A 24,847-nucleotide genomic window follows, 5' to 3' on the forward strand; every position below is an offset into this window, starting at 1 on the left:
GTTTTTTATCCCAAAAACCCCTTAATCATTCCGAAATTGTTTTTCAACTGGGAAATAGCCTTTGGGCTTTTAGATAGTTCTGATAACTTTTGTAACACGTCCAAATCTAATTTTGCCAAAGCTGTCAAAGCTTCTGTTTTTGGTTTGATTTCAAAAGGCGTGTTGGTTGTGATTTCTATTTCTATTTTGCTTATGACTGCCATAGGTTATGTTTTTTTAAGAGTTCCGCTAGTTCTACCGAAAACTCATTATTCGTATTTAGTCCTGTGTTGATGTTGTACAATACGCTCACAACGGTATCGTCAAGTTGTTGCAATGTAGTTGCAAAGGCTTTTTTGGCTGGTGTTGTGAATTGTTCTACCGCACCTGCAAGTCCCGCCGTTGCGCCACCGTTAAATATACCCGCCAATGCTGGCAAATGTTGTAATGCTCCCATTATCATACCTTGGTTTGCGCTGCTTTTCTCGCTGTTGTATTTAGTAGCAAGCCTTTCCTCTTTAAGTTCCTCAATAAGCTTCTTTTGCTCCTTGTTTTCGGATTTCAAGATTTCACATTCTGTATAAAGCCTTGTAGCATCGCCTTTTGATACCATAAGATTCACAATGTCCAATGTTCCCAATCCGAAAGAGTTTTGCATTGGTTCAGCAAAAATTGGTTGTTGTACTTGTGGTATTTGCATTTGTGAAAGGCTTTGCGGTTGTACCGTTTGTGTGTCAGGCGAAAAATTAACTTTGAAACTCGCTCCCAAAACTTTATAGGAAGAACCATTTTTGCGCTTTTGAGTCAACTCCAATGTTTTATGTCCCTTTGCAAAAAGGGATTCAAAAAAGTTTTCAGCACTTTGATGTTCCTGCATTATTTCAGCATGGGTTTTGTTGCGAAATAGAAACGCATTCGTATCTAAATCGAAAACGGAAACGCCTGCGTACTGGTCGCTGTTGAGTTTTTCCATTAATAAATCTAATTCACGCATGGGGGTATAATTTTTTTGTAGATTATTTCTATTTTCTTTTCGTAACCCGTCAAAGCCTTGGTTGAGAAAACCACGTCAATGTCAACGTCCGAATATGTGCCGTCTGCAACGACTAGCGTTTTGTTTTTGCCAGCTTTGAGGATTGTATTATTGAAAGTACAATCAACATCTCCAACGTTAAAAACTTCCATTGTGGTAACGTTTTCAACTTTTACGCTTACGTCTTCCTTGGTTATTAAGACTACTGGATTGGACTTGAGCATTTGATTTCGGTTACGCTGTAAATAAGAACCGCATTAAAATACGTGTCCTTTGCAACGGCTGTTTTTGTTTTTGCAATGAAATTGAACGTCTTGGCATTTGTTTCAAACTGCAACGGTTTGTACGAGTCGTGAAAACCCGCTCCCTCTCTACGTTTCCAGTGGTTAATATGAGATGATTTAGCAATAGCTATTCCGCTATCATCATTTATTGCAAATTCAGCCATATTTTCAATGTCTGTGTGGTTCGTGTGAACCTCTGCTCCCAATATGTAACCGTATTCTAATGCGGTTAATAGGGTTGCTTCTTTCGAGCCATTTGGAATGATTAGGTTGATTACTTTTTCTTTGGTTTTCATTTCTTTTGTGAATAAAAAAAAGCCGTAAGCCTTATGCTTTACGGCTTTTTTGATTTAATGATTCCGTGCTTTTTTTAGATTTTAGCTTGGTGCGCTCTGAATTCGAAACGGATATTCAAGTCTGCCCCAGCAGGAACCGAAACACCTTTTGGATATTCGATTTCAAACTCAAATTCCATGTTTGACTGAATTAACGGAGATGTTGATATGTTTCTAAACACTTCGTTTGTACTACTTGGATTTGAGATGTCACTCATTGGCATGTCAAGCAAAATGTTTCCGTTTTGTTTGATTCTGATTTCTGCATTTTGCAACGCTTCATCCAATACTACCGTTTGAGAATATTTCTCGCTTCTCACGTTTGCCGAAGCTGTTGTTCCTTTAAGAACTCTCACACCGTCAATGATATAATCACGTCCTGCATTCAAACGGTTTCCGTCAAGATTGGTTACCCCAACCTCACGCTTTGTATTCACGTCTATTAATGCGATTGTTCCGCCTTGACCTTTCACGTTTACGTTTAAGTAAAGTGTTTTATCGGTTAATGCTACTCTTCCTACGTGTGGTACTCCGCCTTGATCTTTGGCTTTCAATGTAGCTACTGCCGACAATAATTGTGTTTTTCTGTTGTTCATTTTCTTGATTTTTACGGGATAATTCCCAGTTTGGTTGTTTTTTTATTTTTTAGTACTCTCCGTCGTATTCGCCTTGCAGTCCGTACAATTCGTCTTCCGCACCTTGCAATCCGTAGATTTCTTCTTCTGCTCCGTGCAATCCATCTGCCTGTTCAAAAACGTTTCCGTTTTCATCCATAAAAGTTCCGTGCAATCCGCTTTCGTCATACTCGTAAACGTTTCCGTCCGCTCCCATTAATCCACCGTGCAATCCGCCTTCATCAGGACAACCCAAGCCTAAAACACCTTTTGTAAAAAGATCGGCTTTGGACGTTGCTTCGGGTTTTTGAGCATAATATTTCGTCCCTGCTTTTTTGAGTATAATAGAAACCTGAGCCAATGCACTACCCATCAACGCACCTCTCAAAAGATTCTCTTTCGTGCCTGTGCCACTTACTTTTGTCGCTCCAAATACCGATACTCCCGCAATGACAGCATTAATAAATCCACTATTAGGATTTTGGGGCAATAACGTACTTACTCCATTTGATACCATACCGCCTAGTACCGCCCCTCCAATTGTTACTACTTCTTTATTCATTATCTACTTTTTATTAATTACTTACTTTTTTCTTGTCGCTAAATATGCTATCCCAGCCAAAGCAACCGCACCACCTACATATAATATGGTGTTGTTTTTTGGTGCTCCCTGAGCAGCTGCCGTTGTTGGACTTGCTGCCTGTGTTTCTAGCGATTCTTCATAAGGCTTTATTGGTGTCAGTTCGCCCTGTGGTTCCGCCTCGTCCATTGGCTGCGTTTGGATCGCTCTAGTGCTAATTTTTCTTTGCCCTGTGGCTTGTTCCAAGGCTTGTTGAGTTTTTACCCCAAAAATGCCGTCGGGCTTTATTCCCAATTGTTCCTGCAACTCTTTCACGCCTTCGCCTTGGCTTCCTATGGCTAGTGTTTGCGCAGGAGCTTGAACGTCTTCGGTGCTGATTGACGTTTGCCCTGTGGCTTGCTCCAAAGCTTGCTGTGTTTTTGGTCCAAAATCGCCATCGGGTTTTATTCCCAGTTGTTCCTGTAGCGCCTTCACGTCTTCGCCCTTGCTTCCTATGGCTAGTTTTTTGCTTTTCTTTTTAAACTTCAAAGGAGATTTTCCTTTGGGTTTTGGACTTGCCGCAACACTTTTTTGTGGTGTTGCAATGGGTTTTTTCTTTTGTAAAATCTTTGCGCCTCTTTTTTTCTTTTTTACTGGAATTAGGGGCGCAGTTTTATTGCCGTCTTTATCTGTTACCGAAACTACCTCTGTTTTTGGTTTTGAATCGGGAAGGTTAATTCCTGCTTGACTCAAAACGACACTTCCTACTTTTGACTTCCCTAATTTCATGGCTGTTTTTCCAATCTTTGAATCAAGCACTTTAGAAACCGTGCCACCTGCTATAGGTATAAATCCCGCTGCTATCGGCGCTGCAAATTTTGCTACCTTACCAACCTGTTTTACAACAGTTTTAAGCTTTACTTTTTTTAGTACCTTTTTAAACTTCGCTTTCCCAAGCCCAATTTCTCCACTATCTACGTTCTCAACAGTTTCAACATCGGCGGTGTAAACGTTGTTTGCAGGTGCTGCAACGGCTATTGGTTTTCGGTTTCGTTTCTTCTGTAATAATGTGTGTGGTGCAACGGCTATTTTTGCAACTTTCAAGAATTTTTTAAATCCTCTTCTCGGTTTTCCTAACCCATCTCCTCCTACGTCATTTAAATATATCATGGTTCCTTTTTTATTTTTTTCCTAAAAGAAACACCCCGGCCAAAAATGCTCCTATTCCTAGAACTACTTTCCCGTTGCTGTTTTTCGTTGCAACGGTTTTGCCTTTTGTTGCAATGGTTTTTGATTTCTTTGCAACGGTTTTTGATTTTGGAGCATTTAGTCCGTAATGAGGTAAATTAATTTCTGTGTCGTGGTTCATTGTGTATATTGGTTCTCGGTTATTACTCGTTGTGCCGTCAATAATTAAATACCCTTCTTTTATGTTTCCAGTTTCTTGATTTAAAGGCACAATTACATAAACGTGCGTGTATAGATCAGGTCTAAAACTGGGTTGCTTAATTTGACGGATATAGTGCCTAACTCCCATATTTGCTAGCAAACAACTAGCGAAAATTGAATAGGTTTTGCAATCCACGCCCTCAACTCTTTGCTTGAACGCACACGCAGGGCTTCTCAGCATTTGTTCAGCACCGTCAGCTTTATACTGAATATGATGGTACAAAAACCAATATATTTTATCGCAGGTTTCCTTTAGCGTTTCCCTTTGCAAAAGCGTTGCAACTTTCTTTGTTTGATACTGGTATTTAATTACCATATCCTTTATCATTCGCACGGTATCAAAAGTATTGCCGTTGCCTAGGTTAGTCTTATCACAGCTAACTTTCGGGAACAACGGCTCGTACTCTTGACCGCCTAACAAATTTCTTCTTAACAAGTTATCAATGTTCATTTTCGTTTCGTTCTCATCAATAGAGTATTAGGCTTTCGTTTATTTCTTATGTTGGGTGTAAAGATTAGACGACTATTTTTGTGGCTTTAGAGGTTTGCGGACTTTTGCGGGCTTTCCGTGCGTTTGGATTTCTTTGCAACACTTTTGCAATAGCTTCGCAAAGAAAAACCGCTTCGAAGTGAAGCGGTTGGGAGAGGGCATAAAAAAACCACGCTGACTGGCGTGGTTTAGTTTGATTATTTTTTGTAGAGGCTATTTTTGATTTCCGTGGTCGTAATGCAAATGTTGTATCCTTTTTTCTCCAGTCCTTTTATGAGAACTTTGTCTGAAGTCCAAAGTCTATGTTTTTTGAATCGGCTTAACGCTACAAAGAATACATCGTCTGGGTCAATATCCGCAACAATATCAAAAGCTTCCAAAATATATTTTTTAGGTATGTTTGAAATGTCAATAAACTTAATTCTTTTGAAATAAAAATTAAGTTCACCCTGCACTTCTTTCTTGGTCAAATCTGATAATTGAACAATTTTAGAAAAATGATTTTCTATTTCGTCTTTCAGAAAGCTTGGAGCATAAAACTGAATTTGGCTTTTACTTTTAAAAACCTTTGCAACGGTTCCGTTTGGTTTTATTAATGCGCTAACAATTATGTTACTGTCTGTTATGACTATCATTTTAAGTAAATTTCCAAATACTTTCGGGTCATACTTTTGTTTATCATTTTAGATAATTCCTGTATGGCTTTTTCTTTGTTTACTCTTTTTTTAGGAGCATTCAAGTCTGTTTTTTTTACTTTAGTTGCCATCGTTTTTATATTTTAGATATACAAAGGTATGCAAAAAGGGATGATTATTTGCAAAAGTTTTTGGGGTAAAGGGAAACCGCCTGTTTTGGGGCGATTTGTTATTTTGAGTGAAAATTAATTTTAAGCCGCTTTCTTTTCCGAAACACTCGTTTGTGTGGTTTGAAAAGAAAACGGCTTAAAGGGCTTTATTTTGGTTCGTTTTACCGTAAAAAGTTATTTTGAGCAAAAATCTATTTTAAGCCTACTTCGTATTAGAAAGGTGTATTTGTCTTTTGTACCCTCTAAAACTTTCTTAAAAAGCTTTATTTTCATTTCGTCGTCATTTAAATACTTAGAAAGCTTGTTTGCAGTGGTCAATTTTGTGTTTTTTACTTTATTTTCTTTCGGGTTTTCGAGAACTCGAATAATAAAGTTTTGATTTATTATTGCGTTGGTGGGGTTATACGATTTTAGTGCCGCCATGATTTTAATCGTTTTTTATGGATAGTATTACGTAATTTTTTTCCAGCCCGAAGCCTTCAAAAACATTTGTGATTTGTCTACTGTAAACAAAACCAAACTCTAAAACTGTAAACTGTACCCAATCGCCAGTTTTAAAATCTCGGTCATTAAGCCTAATTTCCCAGTCCTTTTTGCCTTGAAAATGAAGTTGGGCAAACTCGTATTTTATCTTTAGATCGTGTTGCATATTTTCGCTTTTTCAAATTTCCACTCTAGCTGCTTTTGATTCATCAAACTTTCCTCATATTCCTTTAGTTTAATTTTTAACTCCTCAGACAATAAGTAACCGTCGGGTGTTCCGTTTCTCTTAATGAATATTATCACTTCATGTGTTAGTAGATTCTTTGCAAAGTGTCGCATTCCCATCGAAACACTTGTTCTTGTTTCTCTCAGAATGTCGTTTATTTCATCGATCAAAACTCTTTCGGACATTTGGCTTAAATATAAATTTTGGAGTTCTTTTTTGGTTCTTATATAATTGAGTTGTTTTAAAATCATTGTAGGTTCTGCGGTTTTTGGTTCTTAATAGATTTTTGACTGATGATTGAAACTTTAGACTGAATTATTGATTAAAACGGTAAATCGTCTCCCGCTTCTTTTATTTCGGCTTCGGTCATTGGTCGCATCGCATCGGTTTGCTCCCAAATCCTCCCGTTGCCAATAAAAATTCGGTCTAGTTTTTCTCCGTTTTTCACTCTCTCAGCCTCTTCCTTATTTCTCGAAATTGAGATACTAAAATCATTATCAAATTTATCGGGAACATCGTAATCCCAAGTTTCAATCATTAGGTATTTTTTGCCGTTTCCGTGTACCAAAACCCTTGATTTATCCACGTCTGTTAAACAAATACTCATTGTTCTTTTTTTGCCTTGCTTTGCCATTTTTTTTTATTGTTTAGGTTAGTTTTTGAATTAATATTTTTTGTTTTGATATGTTGTTTTTAATGAAATAGTAGTCTTTGTTTTCGTCCCAAAATTCCCAACTATTTAATTGTCCATTGATCTTAAATAAATCGCCTTGGTTGAGTTTTTGTAATACGCTTTGCAACTGATATAAAGTATAGGTTTTCATAGTTTATTGATTTACGGTTGTGTTTGTTATTTCTTTTTCTGCTTCTAAAATTCCCACTTCATCAAAAATCCTAACAGGGACAAAAATTTGACTGGTAGAATACAATTGTCTAAAATTGTGTATTTCGGTATTCTCATTAAAATAGAATGGCTGCGTACACATTTCGCCATCGTGGTTTTGTTGAAAATACAGTACTCCTATTCTTTTATTACCGTAGAGGTCTGCAAAATCTTCTCTAGTGGCGACCCTTAATTGCATGATTACTTTTGTTGTCATAACCAGTCGGGTAAATCGGTTTCTACTGTTTCAAACATCATTTCGGGTTGCAATTGTTTTGCGGTTGGTTCCGCAGGTGCTTCATGTGTTTTAATTTCTCCAGTTGTATTTATAAAATAATGTTCTACTGCTTTGCGCCCTCCCGTTTCTTGACATTTTACAATCATTTTTTTACTTTCTAATACCCAACCGTTCATTTTGCAATAACAGTCTAACCCTTTTTTGTGTGAGGTTGGATTTTTTGCAAATTTTCCCGCTTCTATAGCATAATCGTGTTGTATTTCTTGTCTAGGAAACCAAGAATTAAGTTTTGTTGCATCGCTAAAAAAATCATTGCAATGGTGTAGTTGTACGTCCCCTACTTGTTGCTGTAAGTTTCTAATGATTAAGTTTTCTTCGGGCGCATCTATTTTATCGTCTTGGGATAAATAGAATTGCAAACATTGCAACATGAAATTAAAGTCCTTATTTTTGTCTTTTTCCGAATAATCTTTGCTAAACAAAGTTTCTCCGTTAAAACTGTCTTTAATTTTTCGAGTTTCGTGGTATTCCTCACTTTTTTCGTGATAATAGTCGCTACATTGATACGTCAATAGCCTACGTTTTAAGGCGGCTGTAATGTCATTGGGTACAAAATTGGTTGTTGCACAAAGTTTTGGGGAATCCTCAAAAGAGATATACACTTTTTTACCTCCTTTGTGGTTTGCCGTCAAATCCTCAGTAACGATACTGAAAATCTGATTGTAATCGTAATTTTGAGGTAAATCGTCCCAACATATAATATCCGTAGCATCCGTTACACCATCAAACATAAATTTAGGATCATCTTTTAGGATTGTTCTTCCCGAAATGGTCAATTTGTTTTTTAGAAATTGGTACAAGCCTTTTATCTGAAATGATTTTCCCGAGCCTCCGTTACTGTCTTTAATTGACAATCCCATTTTCTTGTCCATTCCTAACACAAAATAACTATTTGCTTCATCTTTGTACTTATGCAAAAGGTATCCTATGCAGTACATTTTATTGATAAGCTGCAATTGTTGTATTCCGTTTTCTTCTTCGCTTAGCTTATCGCCTGTAATGTTGAAATTATTAATATCTTGGTGTTTGTCGTTGGTTTCTTTTTGCCAAAACATCCTACTGGTATTTATCAATACTTTAAAGTATTTGCTTGAATTATCCAAAATGTCAATTTTCCAATTCCCCGATGTATCTTTTGCAATTGTGAAATAGGGGTTTTGCAAATCGAAATTGTGTTTAATAATATTCGATTTCCAAACCGTATTGTCAACTTCTTTGTATTCGTTGTCTACAATTTCTTTTGGGGTAATGCTTACCACTTTGTTGTTGAAAAAATAAACTTGACTCTTTTGTGTTGCCGTATTCGTGTTTAAATCAATTTGTGCTAGTGATGATAGTTTCTCGGGAGAAAAATAGATTGATTTCAGAATCATATTTTGAACTTTCAAATCAATGAATTTTTCCTCCATAAATTGCAGTACAAAATTTCTCACTTCTCGTGGAGAAACCATTTGTACTACGTTTTTTTTTAGTTGGACTATTCTTGTTTCCTCAACATCGTTTGTGCTGTCGGGGTTGTTATTGGTGGTTTTGTGAATAAAAAAGCCGTTTAAAACCAAAAAATGAATCAATTTTTTGTTGTGAGTAGTGTAGCCCCCTTTTTCGTTGCGTTCCCAAAATTTCAATTCCATTGCTTGTGATAGCAATTGTTTGAACATATTTCGAACCATTTCTAAATTATTGGCTTTGTATTTACAAACCCAGTCGCCTAAATCTTTTTTCTTTTCTAATTTTAAAGCTGTAGGCAACCAAACTATTTTTATATCCAAGTGTTGCAAACCCATTGCAAGGGCTTGTTTTACTCCTGTTGTGTCTAAATCGGGGACATAATAAACTACTTTTGCAATTTTGCGTAATTGGTGCATTTCAGTAGATGAAATTATTTCAGCTTCCGAGTTGAACCAAATTACATCATAGCCCAATGAAGCAAGGTTTAGCCCATCGCTTCCGCCAGTTGCAATAATTACGCTATCGAGTTGCAATTCTGCAAGTCTTTTTCTTAGGTTCTTTTTGTAAAATGCATCGTCAGTATCTTTTATTTGCTGTAAAATCGATTCTATTTCCGCAAAATCTTCTTTCCCTATAATATCAAAAAGGCGTTCCCATCCGTAAATATGACGAGGTGGTTTTGTGCCTAAAAAATGGTGTTTTAAGAGATACTTGTCTTTTTTCGGGGCTTTGGGTTCGTACATTTTTGTAAAGCCCTCGTTTTTGTACCCGAAAATTGGGTAATTCTCCGTAGCCTTAACCGTCAATAAAGTAGGCACTTGTGTTTTGCTGTTGATGAATGTTTTTGAATAGGAATTCACACTATAAAAGCCATATTCCGAGCAATCACCCTCTGTTAAAAACGGAGCAAAGTTTTTGTAATTAGCTACTTTGTCGGCATAATCAATTTTCCAAATTCCAGCGGGTTCGGTTGTGGTTTCATAAGTAGTTTCGGGTTTGAAAAATTGCAGGGTCGTTTTTGATAAACCGTATTTTTGAAACAAATATTCGCACGCTTCCACAAATAGAATGTTACGTTCCTGCATTACGTGGTCTATTGCATTCAGTCCTTTTTTATCCGAAAAATTAAAAATAGAATAAATCTCAGTAGCCGATTTTTTGTTGGAAAGAATAGTACTTGGTGTGTCTTCTTTGTGGGTAATGAAATGTTTGTTTTTATTTTCTTTGCCAACACTGTCGGGAAATACATCGTGAAAGTATTTCAGTCCATTATCGGAAGCATCCCAAAGTAATTGTAGGTTGTATGGTTGGTTAGTCATCTTTAGGAGGTGTGGTTTATAGGAATGGATTGTATTTTTCGGGGAAACTTTTAATTCTTCTGTCGCAAATTTCTATAAGGTCTCTATAGATAGTATAAATTGCTCCTTTGTCTTCCTCTGAAAAAATTAAACTCAAGGGTAATAATTCCATTTGATGTTCAATCCTTTCTTTATAGGCTTCCAGTTGTTTTTTTGTGGTGATGAATGCCATTACTTAAAAAGTTTGTTTTTAGTTTCTTGTGCTTTTTTCTTTTTGTTTTTAATCTTTGCAACGAGTTTTGCAATTTCCAGTTCAACGGTTTCGTTGGGTTGTTTTCCCGAAACTATCTTTTGGATGGAGGCGGGCGAAAATTCGTGACCGTTTGCATTAAAGATTTTCTTTTTCGTGAGATGTTGGATTATTAATCTCGAAAACTGTTTGCCCAAAACCTCTATTATCGTCTCTTTCTGTTTTTCCGTTATCATGTGATAGGTATTTCTAGTTGAATTTGGTAATCATAATTACGTTGCAATTCAAGTATGTATTTGTTTTGCAAATCTTCGTTGTAAGGCACAAAAATTGTTTTTGTACTGTATTGATAGCGATACATTTTCTTTATCTTTTGGTGCAATCTGTACTTTCTGTAAATACTTTTTTTGGTCGCTATCATATTTCTTACTTTTTCTCATCTATTGGCATAATATTTGCCTTACAAACAAATAGTTAAAACAGTTTTGCGATGGGATATTTTTTTGTTAAAATTTCCTTACTGTTTTTCTAAAAGTCGCTGCAAAATTTTATTACCTTGCAAGTTGCTTTTAATCTGTTTTAAAGTGGGTTTTTATCCGCTTTCAATTACAAATTAAGCAATATATTTCCGAATTAAAAAATATTTCGGCAAAATAAGTAATATTTTATTATAAATATTTTTTATGTTATTGAAAATCAAAGAGTTTAGAAAATTAAAAAAATTAAGTCAGCAAAATTTGGCGGATAAAATAGATGTTTCAGTAAGAATGTTTGGCGAATATGAAAAACAAACTACGGATATTGGATTGTTAAAACTGCAAAAAATTGCCGAAATTTTGGAAATTTCAATTTTCGAGTTGATTGAATTAAGCGATAATGAAAAGCAGAAAGTTGCAACACCTTTGCAAAGCAATTGCGACGAAAAAATAAAAGAACTAGAAGGACGTATCGAATTTTATAAAGAAAAAATAGAATTTGTAGAGCGAAAACTAGAAGATTGCGAAACCGAAAAAAAACGTATCAAAACTATTAGCTAAGTGGCTATGCAGTAACTAAATAATTAAGAATAATGAGGCAATTTTTTGTGCATAATGGTCAAAATGAAGAAGGACCTTTTGATTTTGAACATCTTCAAACAATTCAACTTAAAAAAGATACACCTATATGGTATGAAGGTTTAGATAATTGGACGACAGTTGATAAAGTAGAAGAATTAAAACCATTATTAAATTCTCATACTTATCCTCCAAAATTTGAAAGTTTAAATCAACAAAAAAGAGATTCCACACCACCAATTTTTGAAAACTTCCAAAAGCAATCTAGTAATGAAAAGAAAAAATCAAAAAATATACTGATTGGTGGGGCGTTAGTTGTTGGATTGATTATAATGTTTTTTTATTTCAATTCTTTTCAATCGAGTAATTCAATCTCAAACGATTCTGTTCGGGCAGATTCTGCATACGTTGAACCAACAGATTCACAATTACAAAATAGTAATGTTGATGTAATTTCTGAAGCAAATACCGCTCAAAGCGAAATTTCTGCTCTTACTGAAAAAAACATGACATATAGAAATAATTTTGAAAAATTCTTAACTGTAACAAGTAATCAATATCAAACTAGAGAAATAGGAGGGATTTTTAATCTTGAAGTTATTTTTGCAAATAATACGGATTACGTAATTGATGTTGCAGAAATTCAGGTTGGATACATTAAAGAGAATGGACAATATTATAAAACCGAGATTGTACAGTTTACAAATGTTCAACCAAACACAAGTGAAAGTATACAGGCACCAGATAGTGAAAGAGGCAAGTCTGTAGATTTTACTTATAATAGCCTATATTCCAAAAAAATGCACTTTTGCTATCCAAGTGATAGCGGCAATAGTGCCGACCAATATTTCTGTAAATAAATTAAAAGTATTATGAAAAAAATAATTTTACTAGTAATATTTTTATTTGCATCGTTAAATTCATTCTCTCAAAAAATAAACCCAAAATTGTTGCAAGGAAAATGGCAAAGTATTGACGATAAAAGAGTTTTTTTGATATTCACGAATAATTTGAGAAAAGAAATTACAACAGGAATGGATGACTGGGAGACAAAAAAATATACCCTTTCAAAAGGACTGGGTAATTCTACATGCATCAATCAGGTGATAGATAATAAAAACGTAAGCATTTGGGCTATTGAATCTTTGAATAGTGAAGAATTAACCTTGTATTATTTACGAAGTGTAAGAGGGAATTCTTTAAGGTATAGAAGAGTTAAATAGATTTGCATACATAAATTTTCAAGCCAAAATTTAGTTTTTGGCTTATTTTTTTATCTTTTTTCTTTTTGTTTCCATTTTTTTTGGAAACAAATAAATAAATAGAAACAAAAAGGAAACAAGGAAAACAGGAACATACCAATAAATCCAAGGGTTTACATTAATGTTTCCAATGTTTCCATTTTTTTTAAAGAAATTATAGAGAGGGTAAAGGGAGAGGGGAAAAGCTAGAGCTTAGAAATCGCCCCCTCCGTAAAAAAACTAAGCGGTGTTATTATTGGTTTGTTTGCCAGTACAAAAGCTATCGCATTTGTACTGGCAAACAAACCAATAATAACGGTTAAAATGCAACCGCTGCGCTATTGCCGTTGCGTGGAAAGGCGCACGGATAAAAAGAATTAACGGATTTGGCTAGTGTCAAATTCTTGTCAATGTATATGTAATTTATTGCTTTTACGAGAAATAAAAGTTTTGATAATCAATTGATTGGGTTTTAAGTGATAAGGGTAATGTGTCCCGTCTTCGCTACAAAAAACAAACCCTTAAACATCAATTGTTTAAGGGTTTTTTATTGGGATTATGTTTAGAAAATACCGACTTCAAATTTCTCAAGTGAGGACTCAAGTGAGGAACTCGAGTGAGGAATTTTATAAATTGAGACGCGAACATTAAGCGGAAAAGATATAAATGAAATCTAATTTTTCGTTTTTACTGTTTAAAATTCACTCAACTATTTTAATTTTCGAAGCAGATAGGGCCGTTTGGACTAAATAACACCTTTTAGAACCCAATCCGTTGAATTAGAAAAAAGAATTTAGTATCCTTAATATTTATCGAAGGATTTATATTTACATCAAATCAAAACACTATTTTTAGCAGGCAATATAATAGAGAACAGACGACGATTTACAATACAAAAAAATACAATAAAAACAGAACTCGCTAAGAGAATGTCGAATACCTAAAAAGAACAACGGAACAACATGGACATAGTCAAATTTAAAATCACGTCAAAAACGATAAAAGTAGAAGTTCGCAATTCGAATAATTATGTTTTTAATTTTAACACAGCCTTAGAAATTGAAAAAGAGGATAGAGACGTTTTATTAAGACTGTACAACGCGTTAGACCTACTTTTTAAGAAAGAAAATACCAGCGAAGTGAAAAACTATATTTCACCCAATCAAACGAACATACTTGACCAGATTGCAGCTGTTGATGATTTAGAACATGAGGATATTAAATAAAAGACTTCTGATTTGAACTGCTCCCAAAAAATTAGACATTATTTGGGAGCAGTCTATTTCGACAAACTGTAGTTTTCCTTAAATTAGGCAGCAACTATTATAAAAACTTAATTTGCGAACCCATATCAAAAACAATAGTAGCAAACGGACGCATATTCGACAAGACGTTACATATTACTTTAAACAACTCCACGTCCTAAAATAGGATAAAATTTAAAAACTTAGTTTTACTTATAATTATCCGCACAAAGCGATATCTAGGCATAAGACAAGAAGAGCTAGACGACATATATATGTCATTATAATCTTAAAATTAAAAATTCCACTTTCAAAAACTATTTATTAAATACTCGCCCAAAGTATTTAAAGGATAAAATGTACTGTACCCCAATAATAGGACAATAATTCAAGGCTCTTTTTTAGTAAAAAAAAGGATTGCCAAAATTATTTTTAGCAATCCCTTTTAATAATTCTCTTTAGCTTTTAATTACAAGCTTAATTTAGAAGTTGATTAAATCTTAATTATTTTTTTAGAAATATTCCCACCGGATGTATATATTTTCAAGAAATAATTACCCATAGCCAGGTTTTGGATTGAGATTGTGTTTTTAGCATACCGCGCAATAAATTGTCCTAAACTATTATACAGTTCTATTTTTTCTAAAATAAGCTCATCTAGTATGGTTACCGTTATAATATCATTTGTCGGATTTGGATATACTCTTACTGTAATTGTTTTTTCAAATGAATCGGTTGATAAACTTTTTGAAACAGTTATTGTTACCGTCTCTACATTACTATCAGCGTTTCCATCATTGGCTTTATAGGTAAAACTATCCGAAGTGGTTTCAGACCCATTATGAGTGTAGCTGAAAGTTCCGTTGCTATTCAATGTCAAAGTTCCATTGCTAACATCAGAAACCAAGATAGCGGTAAGGATATTATTCTCTAAATCGGTATCGTTTGATAAAACATTAGTTGCACCACCAACAAGAGTAGTTGCTGTGCCACCTTCTGCAACCGTGATTTGGTCGGCAACTGCTATTGGCGCATCATTGATGGTTATTTTTCCATCTTCTACAGCGACACTACTGATGTTTTGATTTGCAGTGTTACTTAAAATTACATTAGAATAAACAAAGGAATAATTTCCGGCGCTTAGATTGGAATTTAAAGAGACAGGAAAATTTATAATAGATTCAGCTCCTGTACTTATGGATGCGTTAGAGAAACTGTATAACAATATTCTATATTTATTTGTGCTTAACAGAGAAGCCGATACGCTAAAACCTGCAGACCTTGCTGTCGTTGTGAGATTAGTGGATTGTAAGTTAAAACCCGAAGGCAACTCAACATCAAACTGTATGGCTCTTACTGCATCAGTATTCTTTAGTAGGATTGAAAAATTATTTAATTGATTTTTAATACCCATTTGGTTTTTAATCATCACATAATTAGTTGATAATAATTTTGTAATCGTTATAACAACCGTAACCACATTACCATTAGAAGTCCCATCATTAACCTTGTAAGAAAAACCATCTGAAGTAGTTGCAGAACCACTGTGAATGTAAGAAAAAGTTCCATTACTGTTTAACGTTAAGGTTCCATTAGAAACCCCAGAAACCAAGACAGCAGTAAGTATATTATTTTCAGCATCAATATCATTGGCTAGAACATTAGTTGATCCACCAACAAGAGTTGTTGCGGCGCCCCCTTCGGTAACCGTGATTTGATCTGCAACCGCTGTTGGTGCATCATTCATCGGGCTAACCGTTATCGTCACTGTGATTACATTACTATCAGCGTTTCCGTCATTGGCTTTATAGGTAAAACTATCCGAAGTGGTTTCAGACCCATTATGAGTGTAGCTGAAAGTTCCGTTGCTATTCAATGTCAAAGTTCCATTGCTAACATCAGAAACCAAGATAGCGGTAAGGATATTATTCTCTAAATCGGTATCGTTTGATAAAACATTAGTTGCACCACCAACAAGAGTAGTTGCTGTGCCACCTTCTGCAACCGTGATTTGGTCGGCAACTGCTATTGGCGCATCATTGATGGTTATTTTTCCATCTTCTACAGCGACACTACTGATGTTTTGATTTGCAGTGTTACTTAAAATTACATTAGAATAAACAAAGGAATAATTTCCGGCGCTTAGATTGGAATTTAAAGAGACAGGAAAATTTATAATAGATTCAGCTCCTGTACTTATGGATGCGTTAGAGAAACTGTATAACAATATTCTATATTTATTTGTGCTTAACAGAGAAGCCGATACGCTAAAACCTGCAGACCTTGCTGTCGTTGTGAGATTAGTGGATTGTAAGTTAAAACCCGAAGGCAACTCAACATCAAACTGTATGGCTCTTACTGCATCAGTATTCTTTAGTAGGATTGAAAAATTATTTAATTGATTTTTAATACCCATTTGGTTTTTAATCATCACATAATTAGTTGATAATAATTTTGTAATCGTTATAACAACCGTAACCACATTACCATTAGAAGTCCCATCATTAACCTTGTAAGAAAAACCATCTGAAGTAGTTGCAGAACCACTGTGAATGTAAGAAAAAGTTCCATTACTGTTTAACGTTAAGGTTCCATTAGAAACCCCAGAAACCAAGACAGCAGTAAGTATATTATTTTCAGCATCAATATCATTGGCTAGAACATTAGTTGATCCACCAACAAGAGTTGTTGCGGTGCCCCCTTCGGTAACCGTGATTTGATCTGCAACCGCTGTTGGTGCATCATTAACCGGAGTAACGGTTATCGTCACTGTGATTACATTACTATCAGCATTTCCATCATTTGCTTTATAGGTAAAGCTATCGGAAGTGGTTTCAGAACCATTGTGTACATAACTGAATGTTCCGTTGATATTCAATGTTAAGGTTCCGTTGCTTACATCAGATACCAACACAGCGGTAAGGGTATTGCTTTCCGCATCGGTGTCGTTTGTTAACACACTGGCTGCGCCGCCAACAAGAGTTGTAGCGGTGCCACCTTCGGTAACCGTGATTTGGTCCGCCACTGCTATTGGTGCATCATTCACCAGAGTAACGGTTAGCATTACCGTAACTATATTGCTGTTTGAAGTCCCGTCATTTACTTTATAGGTAAAGCTATTTGAATTAGTTTCAGAACCATTGTGAGCATAAGAAAATGTTCCGTTGCTGTTCAATGTCAAAGTTCCGTTGCTAACACCAGAAACCAGAACTGCGGTAAGCGTATTATTTTCCGCATCGGTATCGTTTGTCAGGACGCTGGTTGCGCCGCCAGCAAGAGTTGTAGCGGTGCCACCTTCAGCAACCGTGATTTGGTCTGCCACTGCTATTGGTGCATCATTCACCGGAGTAACGCTTATCATTACCGTGACTACATTACCATTTGAAGTCCCGTCATTTGCTTTATAGGTAAAACCATCCGAAACAGTTTCGGAACCATTGTGCACATAACTAAACGTTCCGTTGCTATTCAATGTTAAAGTTCCGTTGCTTACATCAGATACCAACACAGCGGTAAGTGTATTGTTTTCCGCATCGGTGTCGTTTGATAAAACTGTAGCTGCGCCTCCGACAAGAGTTGTAGCTGCGCCTCCTTCGTCAACCGTGATTTGATCCGCAACTGCTATTGGCGCATCATTGAATGTTATTTTTCCGTCTTCTAAAGCTATACTACTGATGTTTTGATTTGCAGTGTTGCTTAAAATCACATTGGAATAAACAAAAGAATAATTCCCGGAATTGAGATTAGAATTTAAAGAGACCGGGAAATTTATAATAGATTCAGTTCCTGCACTTAGGGATGCGTTAGAGAAACTATATAACAATATTCTATATTTATTTGTACTTAGTAGTGAAGCCGATACATTAAAACCTGCAGACCTTGCCGTAGTTGTGAGATTAGACGATTGCAAGTTAAAACCCGAAGGCAACTCCACATCAAACTGAATGGCTCTTACGGCATCAGTATTCTTTAGTAGGATCGAAAAATTATTTAATTGATTTTTAATACCCGTTTGGTCTTTAACCATTACAAAGTTGGGAGAAAAAACAGTAGACTGAACGTTTACTATTTTTTGCAAATCAGGGCCGTTGTATCTAAAAGAAACCGTTTCCGAAAAAGAGCCGATATTAGTCGGCTTATAAATAAGCTTTGCCATTTTACTTGCTCCAGGTAAAATTTCAATAGGTAAAGATGCATCTATCATAATCTGACCGGATGATGTAACAATCGAATCTATTATCAGCAATGAAGAGCCGGTATTGTATAATGTTACATTGCTTATTCTGGATTCGGTAATAGGGACGTTTCCATAAGATATTGTAGTATTATCGATCGAGAGATTCGGCGAATTAATTTGGATAAAACCGTTGTAAGAATCGGATTCAATATTACCCAAAGTAGCATTTGAAAGAATTGGACTCGAAATGTTCAAATTATAAGTTCCTGAAGACACTGCCGGTTTTAATTTGAAACGGAACAACTCTCCACTGCTTCCATTAAAATTTTTGTTTGAACTTGAATAGGCAATAAATCGTAATGTGTTTCCATTTACAACAGAGACGCTAATGGCGTGTCCATTAAATCGCAATGATTGTAAGATAGAATTATTCACGTAGGAGATATCGGCAGGAAGCAAAACATCAAATTGAAATCCATTAAAAGCTTCCATATTATTGACATAAACAGGGATTTCAATTTCGGTATTAATGGTGCCACCGCCGTTTCCGATATGGATTTCATTTACTGCATAAACCGTTGCACTTAAGGCAATGGTCTGAATGTTTCTAATGGGATCCGGATCATTATTTTGAAAGCCTAGGTTTAATGTAGTATTTATTTTGGCAGCGGTATTTAACCCAATTGCTATATTCTTGGTTTCATTTGGACTGATGCTAACAGGGTACGAACCAACAATAGTAAAGGGCGCAATCGCAGTATTCCCATTAAGAATTAAAGGAAGATTTCCCGTATTTTGAACCGTAATTTGTTGCGTTGGGTTACTTCCGATTGGAACTCTACCAAAATTCACGCCAGTGGTCAAAAGGCTAAGTGTTGGCCCTTTTACCATAACATTTTGATTGATGCCTGAGATAGCTATCGCTGCACTAGCGGCAGATGACCCAACTACATTATTAAAGCCACAATTAAAAGTGTCAGCCACTGTTTTAGACTTCATTTTGAGGCGCACCAGCAAACCCGAGCCCGGATTTAAAACCGCATTGGATGTCGAGTAAATGATAACCCGAACTATTCCCGGCGAAGGGGTGCTTACCGAAAGGGAATGATTAGGAGCAGCACTGGTTAATTCATGCCCGCTGAGCAATGCAAAAGCAGTTGCGTTATAATTGATGTCAAATTGCAAAGCAGCAATATTATCCTGATTTTGCAATGCAACGTTTAAATCAAAATCTGTGTTGGTTCCCACTTCAACAGCTTGCATGGAAAGCGTATTTTGCGCAAAGAATTTTAACGGAGCTATTGTTAAAAAAGCAAGGAGGAAATATGTTTTTAATTTCATTGTTATTTTTTAACAATTATTTTTTTCACGATACGGTCTTTTAGCTCTCCATTTCTTTCCACATCCATGACTAAGATGTACATATTGTCACTAAGACCATTCAATTCTAAGTTTGCAGTGCTGTATCCCGAAGTGTTTTTAAAATGGTCTTGATTCCATACTCTTTTGCCTTGTAAGTCATAAACACTAAACGAAACGGCATCCATTTTTTCCGGCAGGTAATATTCTATATTTACTGTTCCGCTGGTTGGATTAGGGCTTAAACTGGTAATTTCAGAAAAATTAGTTTGCAAAGGAGCGACAATACCTGGAATTGCATTTTTATTGTATAATGCATTTAGTTTGCTGCCATTTGGCGTTCCCACTACCGCTTTACTAATGTCCAAAAGCCCTTCAACAGAAGCATTTTTGGTCAACAATTTTGTTTTTCCAGCTGGGATATCGGAACCACTAAAGCTATAGATCATAATGACTTTCTGATTGTCCTGCTGATAGGAGATGGATTCAAAACTGGATACGGCAGCTGATTTTGTATATTCAAAATCAGTGTTAAACGCCAGTTGAAGTCCGCCAATAGCATGTTTCGATTCTACAAATAAATCATTTCCTTCCCAATAGAATAAGGCATCGCCCACGGCTTCTTTGGAGTAATATGTGATTTTGTTTTTAGCAGATGCAATTCTTCCTGTTTTTGGACGTAAAATAATATCAACCGTTCCCACGATATCCAATACATTGATGGATTGGTCTGCATTGACATCTGCCGCTTTGAAAATAAAAGGGGTTGGGTTGTTACCCAAAATATAATCCACTGACTGAACCAAATCCATCACGTTCACGCTGAAATCACCATTTCCGTCTCCAAGTTTGGAAGTTAGTGGACTTGTAGCCACGGTTTTGGAGTAATCGGTTTCCTCAAAACTGGTCCTAAGGATTTTGTATTTGTAGTAGTACGTTTGCACTTCCGAGACATCAAAGTCAGTATAAGTTGGCGTGGTAATAAGGTTTTGGTTAATCTTTACGGGTTCCGTAAAAGTTTCGTCTGTATTGGCTTTGTAGCGATACATATTGTAACCCAATACGTCGTCAATAGCAGTACCGGATGGTGTTTCCCAATCCAATGAGATCTTTCCAAGTCCCGGAGTGGCTCCAAAACCAACGGAGGCAGAACCCGCACTTTGCACCAACATATTAAACCTATAATCCTCAACAGGTATATCAAAATAATCTAAATCTCTTGCTCCTTGCACACGTATCCTATTAATTCCATCGGCGGCTCCAATTTTTACCTCATGCATTACGCTATAAATTTTGCCATCTGGTGACCAGGTGCCTTTTTCGGAAATAATTTTTTGATTATATGGCTCACGAACTCCATAACTTATCTGGGGAGGATAATTGGTGTCCATAGCTCTATTGAAATAGATATCAAATTGATGAGTGCCTATTCCTATTGGATCCATTACATCGTACTCATCTTGGGTATCTTTTCCATTGACTAGCACCTTCCAAACTATACCGTGGTTTTCTTCATAGGGAATATTTGAGATACTTCCCATATTCATTAATCCAGAGTATGAGCTATTATTTAAAGCATCTTGAATTTCTCTTCTATATTTTGATGGGTTTGAAGTTCCTAAGTAAGCTTCTATTAGAGGTGTTGTTGAGTTCGTTTCAATTTTAAAGGAAATATCATTATCATAAATGTTAATTTTGCTCAAACGGTTGCTGTTTCCTTGAAATAAAATTCCTGAACTCCTGCTAAACGGGTATTCGCTTTTGTTACTAATGAAGTTTATATTTTTAGCAATGAAATCTTTACCATTATAATACAACTGTCTATTTCGATTGTAATAATAATTGCTTTTTGTTAATATAGAAGGACTATATAGACCAAAAGGATCGATACAGAAACTGTCAGATACTAGTACGTTAGATGCATTTATTTTATTACCATATAAAACTACATATGAAGTTACATTCTGTATTTTTACAAAATTTAAAATAGAATTGTCCATATTGTTATTCCATATCGAAAGTCCTGCCCAGCCATTACCTTCATTTGTGAAAATAATATTTGAATCTTTAGTTCCATCTGCAATCATTCTGGAATTATCTATCAAAGAAATCTTCTTTCCATCTGAAATTTTAATGGTGGTTCCGGGTTTTATTGTTATAATTGAATTTTCACTTATAATCACATTGTCTGAAACGAGATACTCTTTGTCGGGATACAGTGTCATATCTTGATTGATAACTCCAAATAAAAGAATGGAATTCTTTACATTAATCACATATTCCGTAGAAGTTAAATATTCTTTATTCGGTCCTGACCAAACCTTTAAATTAAACTTGATATTGACATTATTGGCTACATTGGGTGCAATTCGTATTTTTAATGATTTTGTTAAATCCTGAAGGCTCGCATAGGCTGCTATGGAACCAATGGCAATTTCGTTTTCTAAAATGGTGGCTTTGGTTTGGTCTTCAAATTCGGCAAATTCTATCCCCACTCTTACATCAGTTGTTGGTCCCCAATAGTTTTTCACCAAAGGTAAAATGTCAATAATCTCATTAGGTTCCAGAAAGCCATTGCCGTTTTGGCTAACGCTGTTGTCTTTGTTAATGGCTGACAATACCTTTAATTCCGGTTTAGGAGTAATCTCAATTGCGGCTTTGAAGTTCACAAGGGATGTCGATGTGTTTATCAAATTACCGAATAATAATTCTTTGCTGTCATTTGGCTTTTGTTGTAAGTATAATGCAATCCCTCCAGAAATCAGTGGGGCTGCCATAGAAGTACCGGTCAAAGCGCGATATCCTCCATTTGGTACCGTACTCATAATTCCTGAACCAGGCGCTTTTAATTCATAATTTAAAAGATTAGGATATCCGGAAAATGTTGGACCATCCTGATCATAGTTAGAGTATTTAGCGATGTCTTGTACTCCTAAAACAAAAGAATAAGCCCCCGGGTAAAATGGCATGCCCGGAAGGCCATCCTCGCATTTACCAGGACCGATGCACAGTGCATTATTCCCCGCTGCCGCGACCAATACGCTGGTCGCATAGGCATTTTCCAATGCATTACGCATCGTTATGGATTCCGCAGAAGAACCAAAACTCATGTTTATAATTTTTGCGCCATTAGTACTGGCGTATTGTATGGCTAATGCAATTGTGCTCGCATTTCCCTCGCCATTGCTTTGAAACACTTTTAGGGGCATCAGTTTTATATTCCAGGCGGCTCCGGCAATCCCAAGATTGTTACCGCCAACCGCACCAGCAATTCCCGCTACGTGGGTTCCGTGCATGTTATCATCCAGTGGAGCATTGTCATTATTAATAAAATCCCAACCTCTAATATCATCTATAAAACCATTGTTGTCATCATCAAATCCCTCAATGCCATTGAGTTCAGCGGTATTGGTCCAAATGTTGGCCTGTAAGTCAGGATGGTTGTAATCTACCCCCGTATCTAGAATGGCAATTGTTTGTGAGCCATTTCCGGTACCGTAAGTATCCCAAACCTCATTTATGCGGGTAGCCGTAATATTCGATTGTTGGCTGTACAAAGGGTCATTTGGAGTGACAGGGGTAGCGGTATTGTTTTTTAGTTTTTTTAGTTCGTCTTCGGTATATTCTTTAGAATCCACCGTAAAATCATTTACGTTAAAGGTATAATCTGGTTCGGCGTACTCTACACTAGGATTTTTTTTAAGATTTTCAGCAAGGGTCAAAACATCTTCTTGCTTGTCTTTTAAATCTAACACAAAGATGTTTTTTAAAGAGTGCACTTCTTTCAATCTAGTATCTTTAAAACCAGATTGTTTTCGCATCGTACTTTTTTCGACAGATTGTTGTGAAAACATCACTGTTGATGTAGAAACTTTGTTTTCAATCCCCAGAAGTTTGCCAATGTTTTCGGTAGTGGATCCAACGCCTTTGCTGGTATAGGAAACCTTGGCGTTTACATTGTCCTTTAATTTTACAATGATCTTTCCGGGAGTAAAGTTCATCATGTCCTGACGCGGATCGTGTTTCTGTGACCAAATAAACGGTGAAACCAATAAGAGCAGAAGTAAAGTTTTTTTCATAATTAACGATTATTTAAAAGTAGTGATAGGTCTTGGAAATTTATGGTTCGAATGAGAGCTATATTTTAAATGAATAAATTATATAAATTTCATATTAAAAATCGCACAGTTGTACAAACATAAACCATTTAGTTTACATTACTTTACTAGTTTCCGAATTTTCCGTATAAAAAATATAATTTTCCATGTGTAATTTGTTTTAATGGGTTCTGGTCCCGCTTTTATAATTTTTACAGCATATAGATGAATTTCATCCAAGATCACACCGATTCTAAAAACTCATTTTGAATTGAAAGAAGTGAGGAAAAAGAGTGAGAAAAAATTAAAAAATCTAACAAAACCGATTTGCCATAAAAAACAATCGACTCATTATTAGGTAATTACAAGATGAAAACATCAAATTTCAATTTTCATAACCCTGAGGTCACGGGTTCAACTCCCGTCTTCGCTACAAAAATCAAACCATTAAACATCAACCGTTTAAGGTTTTTTTATTAGAATTATATTTGAAAAATATCGAATTAAAATTTCTCAAGTGAGGAACTCGAGTGAGAAATTTTATAAATCGAGATATGAACATTAAGCAGAAAAGATATAAATGGAATCTAATTTTTCGTTTTTACTGTTTAAAATTCACTCAACTATTTTAATTTTCGAAGCAGATAGGGCCGTTTGGACTAAATAACACCTTTTAGAACCCAATCCGTTGAATTAGAAAAAAGAATTTAGTATCCTTAATATTTATCGAAGGATTTATATTTACATCAAATCAAAACACTATTTTTAGCAGGCAATATAATAGAGAACAGACGACGATTTACAATACAAAAAAATACAATAAAAACAGAACTCGCTAAGAGAATGTCGAATACCTAAAAAGAACAACGGAACAACATGGACATAGTCAAATTTAAAATCACGTCAAAAACGATAAAAGTAGAAGTTCGCAATTCGAATAATTATGTTTTTAATTTTAACACAGCCTTAGAAATTGAGGCAGCCGATCGAGAAGTTTTATTAAGACTGTACAATGCGTTAGACCTTCTTTTTAAGAAAGAAAATGTTAGCGAAGTGAAAAACTATATTTCACCCAATCAAACTAATATACTTGACCAGATTGCCGCCGTTGGCGATTTAGAACAGGAGAATGTTAAATAAAAAAATTTTCGATTAAGACCGTTTTTTATTGGAACGTTAAATTCTTGTAGATTTAAAATCAATTGGGAGATAATCAAAGAAGAATAAAAAAAAGCGTTT

At 35.5% G+C, this 24,847-nt stretch carries 27 protein-coding genes; 5 read left to right on the forward strand and 22 right to left on the reverse strand.

Going from position 1 to position 24,847, the window contains the following annotated elements:
• Window positions 1–5: 5 nt before the first annotated feature.
• From DB891_RS07490 to DB891_RS17470, 20 genes are all read right to left on the reverse strand, one after another.
• On the reverse strand, window positions 6–203 hold the full coding sequence (locus tag DB891_RS07490; protein ID WP_116762148.1) for a hypothetical protein: 198 nt from the start codon (window positions 201–203) through the stop codon (window positions 6–8).
• Window positions 191–973: a hypothetical protein gene (locus DB891_RS07495; RefSeq protein WP_116762150.1), complete on the reverse strand. Its 783-nt coding sequence runs from the start codon at window positions 971–973 to the stop codon at window positions 191–193. Before DB891_RS07495 ends, DB891_RS07490 begins: the two co-directional genes overlap by 13 nt.
• The gene (locus DB891_RS07500) at window positions 961–1,236 is read right to left on the reverse strand and encodes a hypothetical protein (protein ID WP_116762152.1); all 276 of its coding nucleotides are present in this window, start codon (window positions 1,234–1,236) and stop codon (window positions 961–963) included. Before DB891_RS07500 ends, DB891_RS07495 begins: the two co-directional genes overlap by 13 nt.
• Window positions 1,215–1,592: a hypothetical protein gene (locus DB891_RS07505; protein WP_116762154.1), complete on the reverse strand. Its 378-nt coding sequence runs from the start codon at window positions 1,590–1,592 to the stop codon at window positions 1,215–1,217. The genes DB891_RS07500 and DB891_RS07505 overlap by 22 nt, the downstream gene beginning before the upstream one ends.
• Window positions 1,593–1,666: 74 nt before the next feature.
• Entirely contained in the window at window positions 1,667–2,227 is a 561-nt protein-coding gene (locus DB891_RS07510; protein ID WP_116762156.1) for a hypothetical protein, read from the reverse strand.
• A gap of 49 nt (window positions 2,228–2,276) precedes the next feature.
• Complete coding sequence (locus tag DB891_RS07515; protein ID WP_116762158.1) at window positions 2,277–2,807, reverse strand: hypothetical protein; 531 nt, start codon at window positions 2,805–2,807, stop codon at window positions 2,277–2,279.
• A 21-nt stretch (window positions 2,808–2,828) separates the two neighbouring features.
• Window positions 2,829–3,974 carry a peptidoglycan-binding domain-containing protein gene (locus tag DB891_RS07520; RefSeq protein ID WP_116762161.1) on the reverse strand — a complete coding sequence of 382 codons (1,146 nt, stop codon included), beginning with the start codon at window positions 3,972–3,974 and terminating at the stop codon, window positions 2,829–2,831.
• Between the two features lie 10 nt (window positions 3,975–3,984).
• Window positions 3,985–4,704, reverse strand: coding sequence for a hypothetical protein (locus DB891_RS17595; RefSeq protein WP_189337122.1), 720 nt, complete (start codon window positions 4,702–4,704; stop codon window positions 3,985–3,987).
• A gap of 236 nt (window positions 4,705–4,940) precedes the next feature.
• Entirely contained in the window at window positions 4,941–5,378 is a 438-nt protein-coding gene (locus tag DB891_RS07530) for a PIN domain-containing protein (RefSeq protein WP_116762163.1), read from the reverse strand.
• Window positions 5,375–5,509 carry a hypothetical protein gene (locus tag DB891_RS17890; protein ID WP_262497830.1) on the reverse strand — a complete coding sequence of 45 codons (135 nt, stop codon included), beginning with the start codon at window positions 5,507–5,509 and terminating at the stop codon, window positions 5,375–5,377. The genes DB891_RS07530 and DB891_RS17890 overlap by 4 nt, the downstream gene beginning before the upstream one ends.
• Before the next feature lie 213 nt (window positions 5,510–5,722).
• Complete coding sequence (locus DB891_RS07535; protein ID WP_116762165.1) at window positions 5,723–5,971, reverse strand: hypothetical protein; 249 nt, start codon at window positions 5,969–5,971, stop codon at window positions 5,723–5,725.
• Window positions 5,972–5,975: 4 nt separating this feature from the next.
• A complete protein-coding gene (locus DB891_RS07540) occupies window positions 5,976–6,197 on the reverse strand; it encodes a DUF3850 domain-containing protein (protein WP_116762167.1) in 222 nt (73 codons plus the stop codon).
• Window positions 6,182–6,508, reverse strand: coding sequence for a hypothetical protein (locus DB891_RS07545; RefSeq protein WP_116762169.1), 327 nt, complete (start codon window positions 6,506–6,508; stop codon window positions 6,182–6,184). Before DB891_RS07545 ends, DB891_RS07540 begins: the two co-directional genes overlap by 16 nt.
• Window positions 6,509–6,579: 71 nt before the next feature.
• Complete coding sequence (locus DB891_RS07550; protein WP_116762171.1) at window positions 6,580–6,891, reverse strand: hypothetical protein; 312 nt, start codon at window positions 6,889–6,891, stop codon at window positions 6,580–6,582.
• A gap of 13 nt (window positions 6,892–6,904) precedes the next feature.
• The gene (locus tag DB891_RS17600; RefSeq protein WP_189337123.1) at window positions 6,905–7,081 is read right to left on the reverse strand and encodes a hypothetical protein; all 177 of its coding nucleotides are present in this window, start codon (window positions 7,079–7,081) and stop codon (window positions 6,905–6,907) included.
• A 3-nt stretch (window positions 7,082–7,084) separates the two neighbouring features.
• Window positions 7,085–7,357 carry a hypothetical protein gene (locus DB891_RS07555; protein WP_116762173.1) on the reverse strand — a complete coding sequence of 91 codons (273 nt, stop codon included), beginning with the start codon at window positions 7,355–7,357 and terminating at the stop codon, window positions 7,085–7,087.
• Window positions 7,354–10,206, reverse strand: a complete 2,853-nt coding sequence (locus tag DB891_RS07560) for a hypothetical protein (RefSeq protein WP_116762175.1) — start codon at window positions 10,204–10,206, stop codon at window positions 7,354–7,356. Before DB891_RS07560 ends, DB891_RS07555 begins: the two co-directional genes overlap by 4 nt.
• A gap of 16 nt (window positions 10,207–10,222) precedes the next feature.
• Window positions 10,223–10,417: a hypothetical protein gene (locus DB891_RS07565; RefSeq protein ID WP_116762177.1), complete on the reverse strand. Its 195-nt coding sequence runs from the start codon at window positions 10,415–10,417 to the stop codon at window positions 10,223–10,225.
• The gene (locus DB891_RS07570; protein ID WP_116762179.1) at window positions 10,417–10,671 is read right to left on the reverse strand and encodes a hypothetical protein; all 255 of its coding nucleotides are present in this window, start codon (window positions 10,669–10,671) and stop codon (window positions 10,417–10,419) included. Before DB891_RS07570 ends, DB891_RS07565 begins: the two co-directional genes overlap by 1 nt.
• Window positions 10,668–10,856, reverse strand: coding sequence for a hypothetical protein (locus DB891_RS17470; protein ID WP_124019501.1), 189 nt, complete (start codon window positions 10,854–10,856; stop codon window positions 10,668–10,670). The genes DB891_RS07570 and DB891_RS17470 overlap by 4 nt, the downstream gene beginning before the upstream one ends.
• 262 nt (window positions 10,857–11,118) lie before the next feature.
• On the opposite strand from DB891_RS17470, the gene DB891_RS07575 reads away from it, so the two are divergent.
• The 4 genes from DB891_RS07575 (at window position 11,119) to DB891_RS07590 (ending at window position 13,957) form a co-directional block, all read left to right on the forward strand.
• Window positions 11,119–11,472: a helix-turn-helix domain-containing protein gene (locus tag DB891_RS07575; protein WP_116762181.1), complete on the forward strand. Its 354-nt coding sequence runs from the start codon at window positions 11,119–11,121 to the stop codon at window positions 11,470–11,472.
• Window positions 11,473–11,504: 32 nt separating this feature from the next.
• A complete protein-coding gene (locus tag DB891_RS07580; protein ID WP_116762183.1) occupies window positions 11,505–12,350 on the forward strand; it encodes a DUF4339 domain-containing protein in 846 nt (281 codons plus the stop codon).
• A 12-nt stretch (window positions 12,351–12,362) separates the two neighbouring features.
• Window positions 12,363–12,713 carry a DUF2147 domain-containing protein gene (locus DB891_RS07585; protein WP_116762185.1) on the forward strand — a complete coding sequence of 117 codons (351 nt, stop codon included), beginning with the start codon at window positions 12,363–12,365 and terminating at the stop codon, window positions 12,711–12,713.
• Window positions 12,714–13,693: 980 nt separating this feature from the next.
• Window positions 13,694–13,957, forward strand: a complete 264-nt coding sequence (locus tag DB891_RS07590) for a hypothetical protein (protein ID WP_116762187.1) — start codon at window positions 13,694–13,696, stop codon at window positions 13,955–13,957.
• 511 nt (window positions 13,958–14,468) lie between these two features.
• On the opposite strand, the gene DB891_RS07595 is transcribed toward DB891_RS07590, so the two are convergent.
• Together DB891_RS07595 and DB891_RS07600 are read right to left on the reverse strand one after the other, a co-directional pair.
• Window positions 14,469–19,493, reverse strand: a complete 5,025-nt coding sequence (locus DB891_RS07595) for an Ig-like domain-containing protein (RefSeq protein ID WP_116762189.1) — start codon at window positions 19,491–19,493, stop codon at window positions 14,469–14,471.
• 2 nt (window positions 19,494–19,495) lie between these two features.
• Complete coding sequence (locus DB891_RS07600; RefSeq protein ID WP_116762191.1) at window positions 19,496–23,590, reverse strand: S8 family serine peptidase; 4,095 nt, start codon at window positions 23,588–23,590, stop codon at window positions 19,496–19,498.
• An 894-nt stretch (window positions 23,591–24,484) separates the two neighbouring features.
• Here DB891_RS07600 and DB891_RS07605 point away from each other — a divergent pair.
• Window positions 24,485–24,748 carry a hypothetical protein gene (locus DB891_RS07605; protein ID WP_116762193.1) on the forward strand — a complete coding sequence of 88 codons (264 nt, stop codon included), beginning with the start codon at window positions 24,485–24,487 and terminating at the stop codon, window positions 24,746–24,748.
• Window positions 24,749–24,847 lie beyond the last annotated feature (99 nt).

Origin of the sequence: Flavobacterium laiguense (genome assembly GCF_003097655.1) — a bacterium.
Taxonomy (GTDB): Bacteria; Bacteroidota; Bacteroidia; order Flavobacteriales; family Flavobacteriaceae; genus Flavobacterium; species Flavobacterium laiguense.

Bases quoted from the DNA above. Each gene is read 5' to 3' on its own strand.
- DB891_RS07565 (WP_116762177.1), bottom strand. From the start codon at position 10,417: ATGGCATTCATCACCACAAAAAAACAACTGGAAGCCTATAAAGAAAGG.
- DB891_RS07545 (WP_116762169.1), bottom strand. From the start codon at position 6,508: ATGATTTTAAAACAACTCAATTATATAAGAACCAAAAAAGAACTCCAA.
- DB891_RS07550 (WP_116762171.1), bottom strand. From the start codon at position 6,891: ATGGCAAAGCAAGGCAAAAAAAGAACAATGAGTATTTGTTTAACAGAC.
- DB891_RS07600 (WP_116762191.1), bottom strand. From the start codon at position 23,590: ATGAAAAAAACTTTACTTCTGCTCTTATTGGTTTCACCGTTTATTTGG.
- DB891_RS07605 (WP_116762193.1), top strand. From the start codon at position 24,485: ATGGACATAGTCAAATTTAAAATCACGTCAAAAACGATAAAAGTAGAA.
- DB891_RS07535 (WP_116762165.1), bottom strand. From the start codon at position 5,971: ATGGCGGCACTAAAATCGTATAACCCCACCAACGCAATAATAAATCAA.
- DB891_RS07585 (WP_116762185.1), top strand. From the start codon at position 12,363: ATGAAAAAAATAATTTTACTAGTAATATTTTTATTTGCATCGTTAAAT.
- DB891_RS07515 (WP_116762158.1), bottom strand. From the start codon at position 2,807: ATGAATAAAGAAGTAGTAACAATTGGAGGGGCGGTACTAGGCGGTATG.
- DB891_RS07570 (WP_116762179.1), bottom strand. From the start codon at position 10,671: ATGATAACGGAAAAACAGAAAGAGACGATAATAGAGGTTTTGGGCAAA.
- DB891_RS07530 (WP_116762163.1), bottom strand. From the start codon at position 5,378: ATGATAGTCATAACAGACAGTAACATAATTGTTAGCGCATTAATAAAA.
- DB891_RS07560 (WP_116762175.1), bottom strand. From the start codon at position 10,206: ATGACTAACCAACCATACAACCTACAATTACTTTGGGATGCTTCCGAT.
- DB891_RS07540 (WP_116762167.1), bottom strand. From the start codon at position 6,197: ATGCAACACGATCTAAAGATAAAATACGAGTTTGCCCAACTTCATTTT.
- DB891_RS17890 (WP_262497830.1), bottom strand. From the start codon at position 5,509: ATGGCAACTAAAGTAAAAAAAACAGACTTGAATGCTCCTAAAAAAAGA.
- DB891_RS17470 (WP_124019501.1), bottom strand. From the start codon at position 10,856: ATGATAGCGACCAAAAAAAGTATTTACAGAAAGTACAGATTGCACCAA.
- DB891_RS07580 (WP_116762183.1), top strand. From the start codon at position 11,505: ATGAGGCAATTTTTTGTGCATAATGGTCAAAATGAAGAAGGACCTTTT.
- DB891_RS07500 (WP_116762152.1), bottom strand. From the start codon at position 1,236: ATGCTCAAGTCCAATCCAGTAGTCTTAATAACCAAGGAAGACGTAAGC.
- DB891_RS07590 (WP_116762187.1), top strand. From the start codon at position 13,694: ATGGACATAGTCAAATTTAAAATCACGTCAAAAACGATAAAAGTAGAA.
- DB891_RS07510 (WP_116762156.1), bottom strand. From the start codon at position 2,227: ATGAACAACAGAAAAACACAATTATTGTCGGCAGTAGCTACATTGAAA.
- DB891_RS17600 (WP_189337123.1), bottom strand. From the start codon at position 7,081: ATGAAAACCTATACTTTATATCAGTTGCAAAGCGTATTACAAAAACTC.
- DB891_RS07495 (WP_116762150.1), bottom strand. From the start codon at position 973: ATGCGTGAATTAGATTTATTAATGGAAAAACTCAACAGCGACCAGTAC.
- DB891_RS07505 (WP_116762154.1), bottom strand. From the start codon at position 1,592: ATGAAAACCAAAGAAAAAGTAATCAACCTAATCATTCCAAATGGCTCG.
- DB891_RS07490 (WP_116762148.1), bottom strand. From the start codon at position 203: ATGGCAGTCATAAGCAAAATAGAAATAGAAATCACAACCAACACGCCT.
- DB891_RS07595 (WP_116762189.1), bottom strand. From the start codon at position 19,493: ATGAAATTAAAAACATATTTCCTCCTTGCTTTTTTAACAATAGCTCCG.
- DB891_RS07555 (WP_116762173.1), bottom strand. From the start codon at position 7,357: ATGACAACAAAAGTAATCATGCAATTAAGGGTCGCCACTAGAGAAGAT.
- DB891_RS07575 (WP_116762181.1), top strand. From the start codon at position 11,119: ATGTTATTGAAAATCAAAGAGTTTAGAAAATTAAAAAAATTAAGTCAG.
- DB891_RS17595 (WP_189337122.1), bottom strand. From the start codon at position 4,704: ATGAACATTGATAACTTGTTAAGAAGAAATTTGTTAGGCGGTCAAGAG.
- DB891_RS07520 (WP_116762161.1), bottom strand. From the start codon at position 3,974: ATGATATATTTAAATGACGTAGGAGGAGATGGGTTAGGAAAACCGAGA.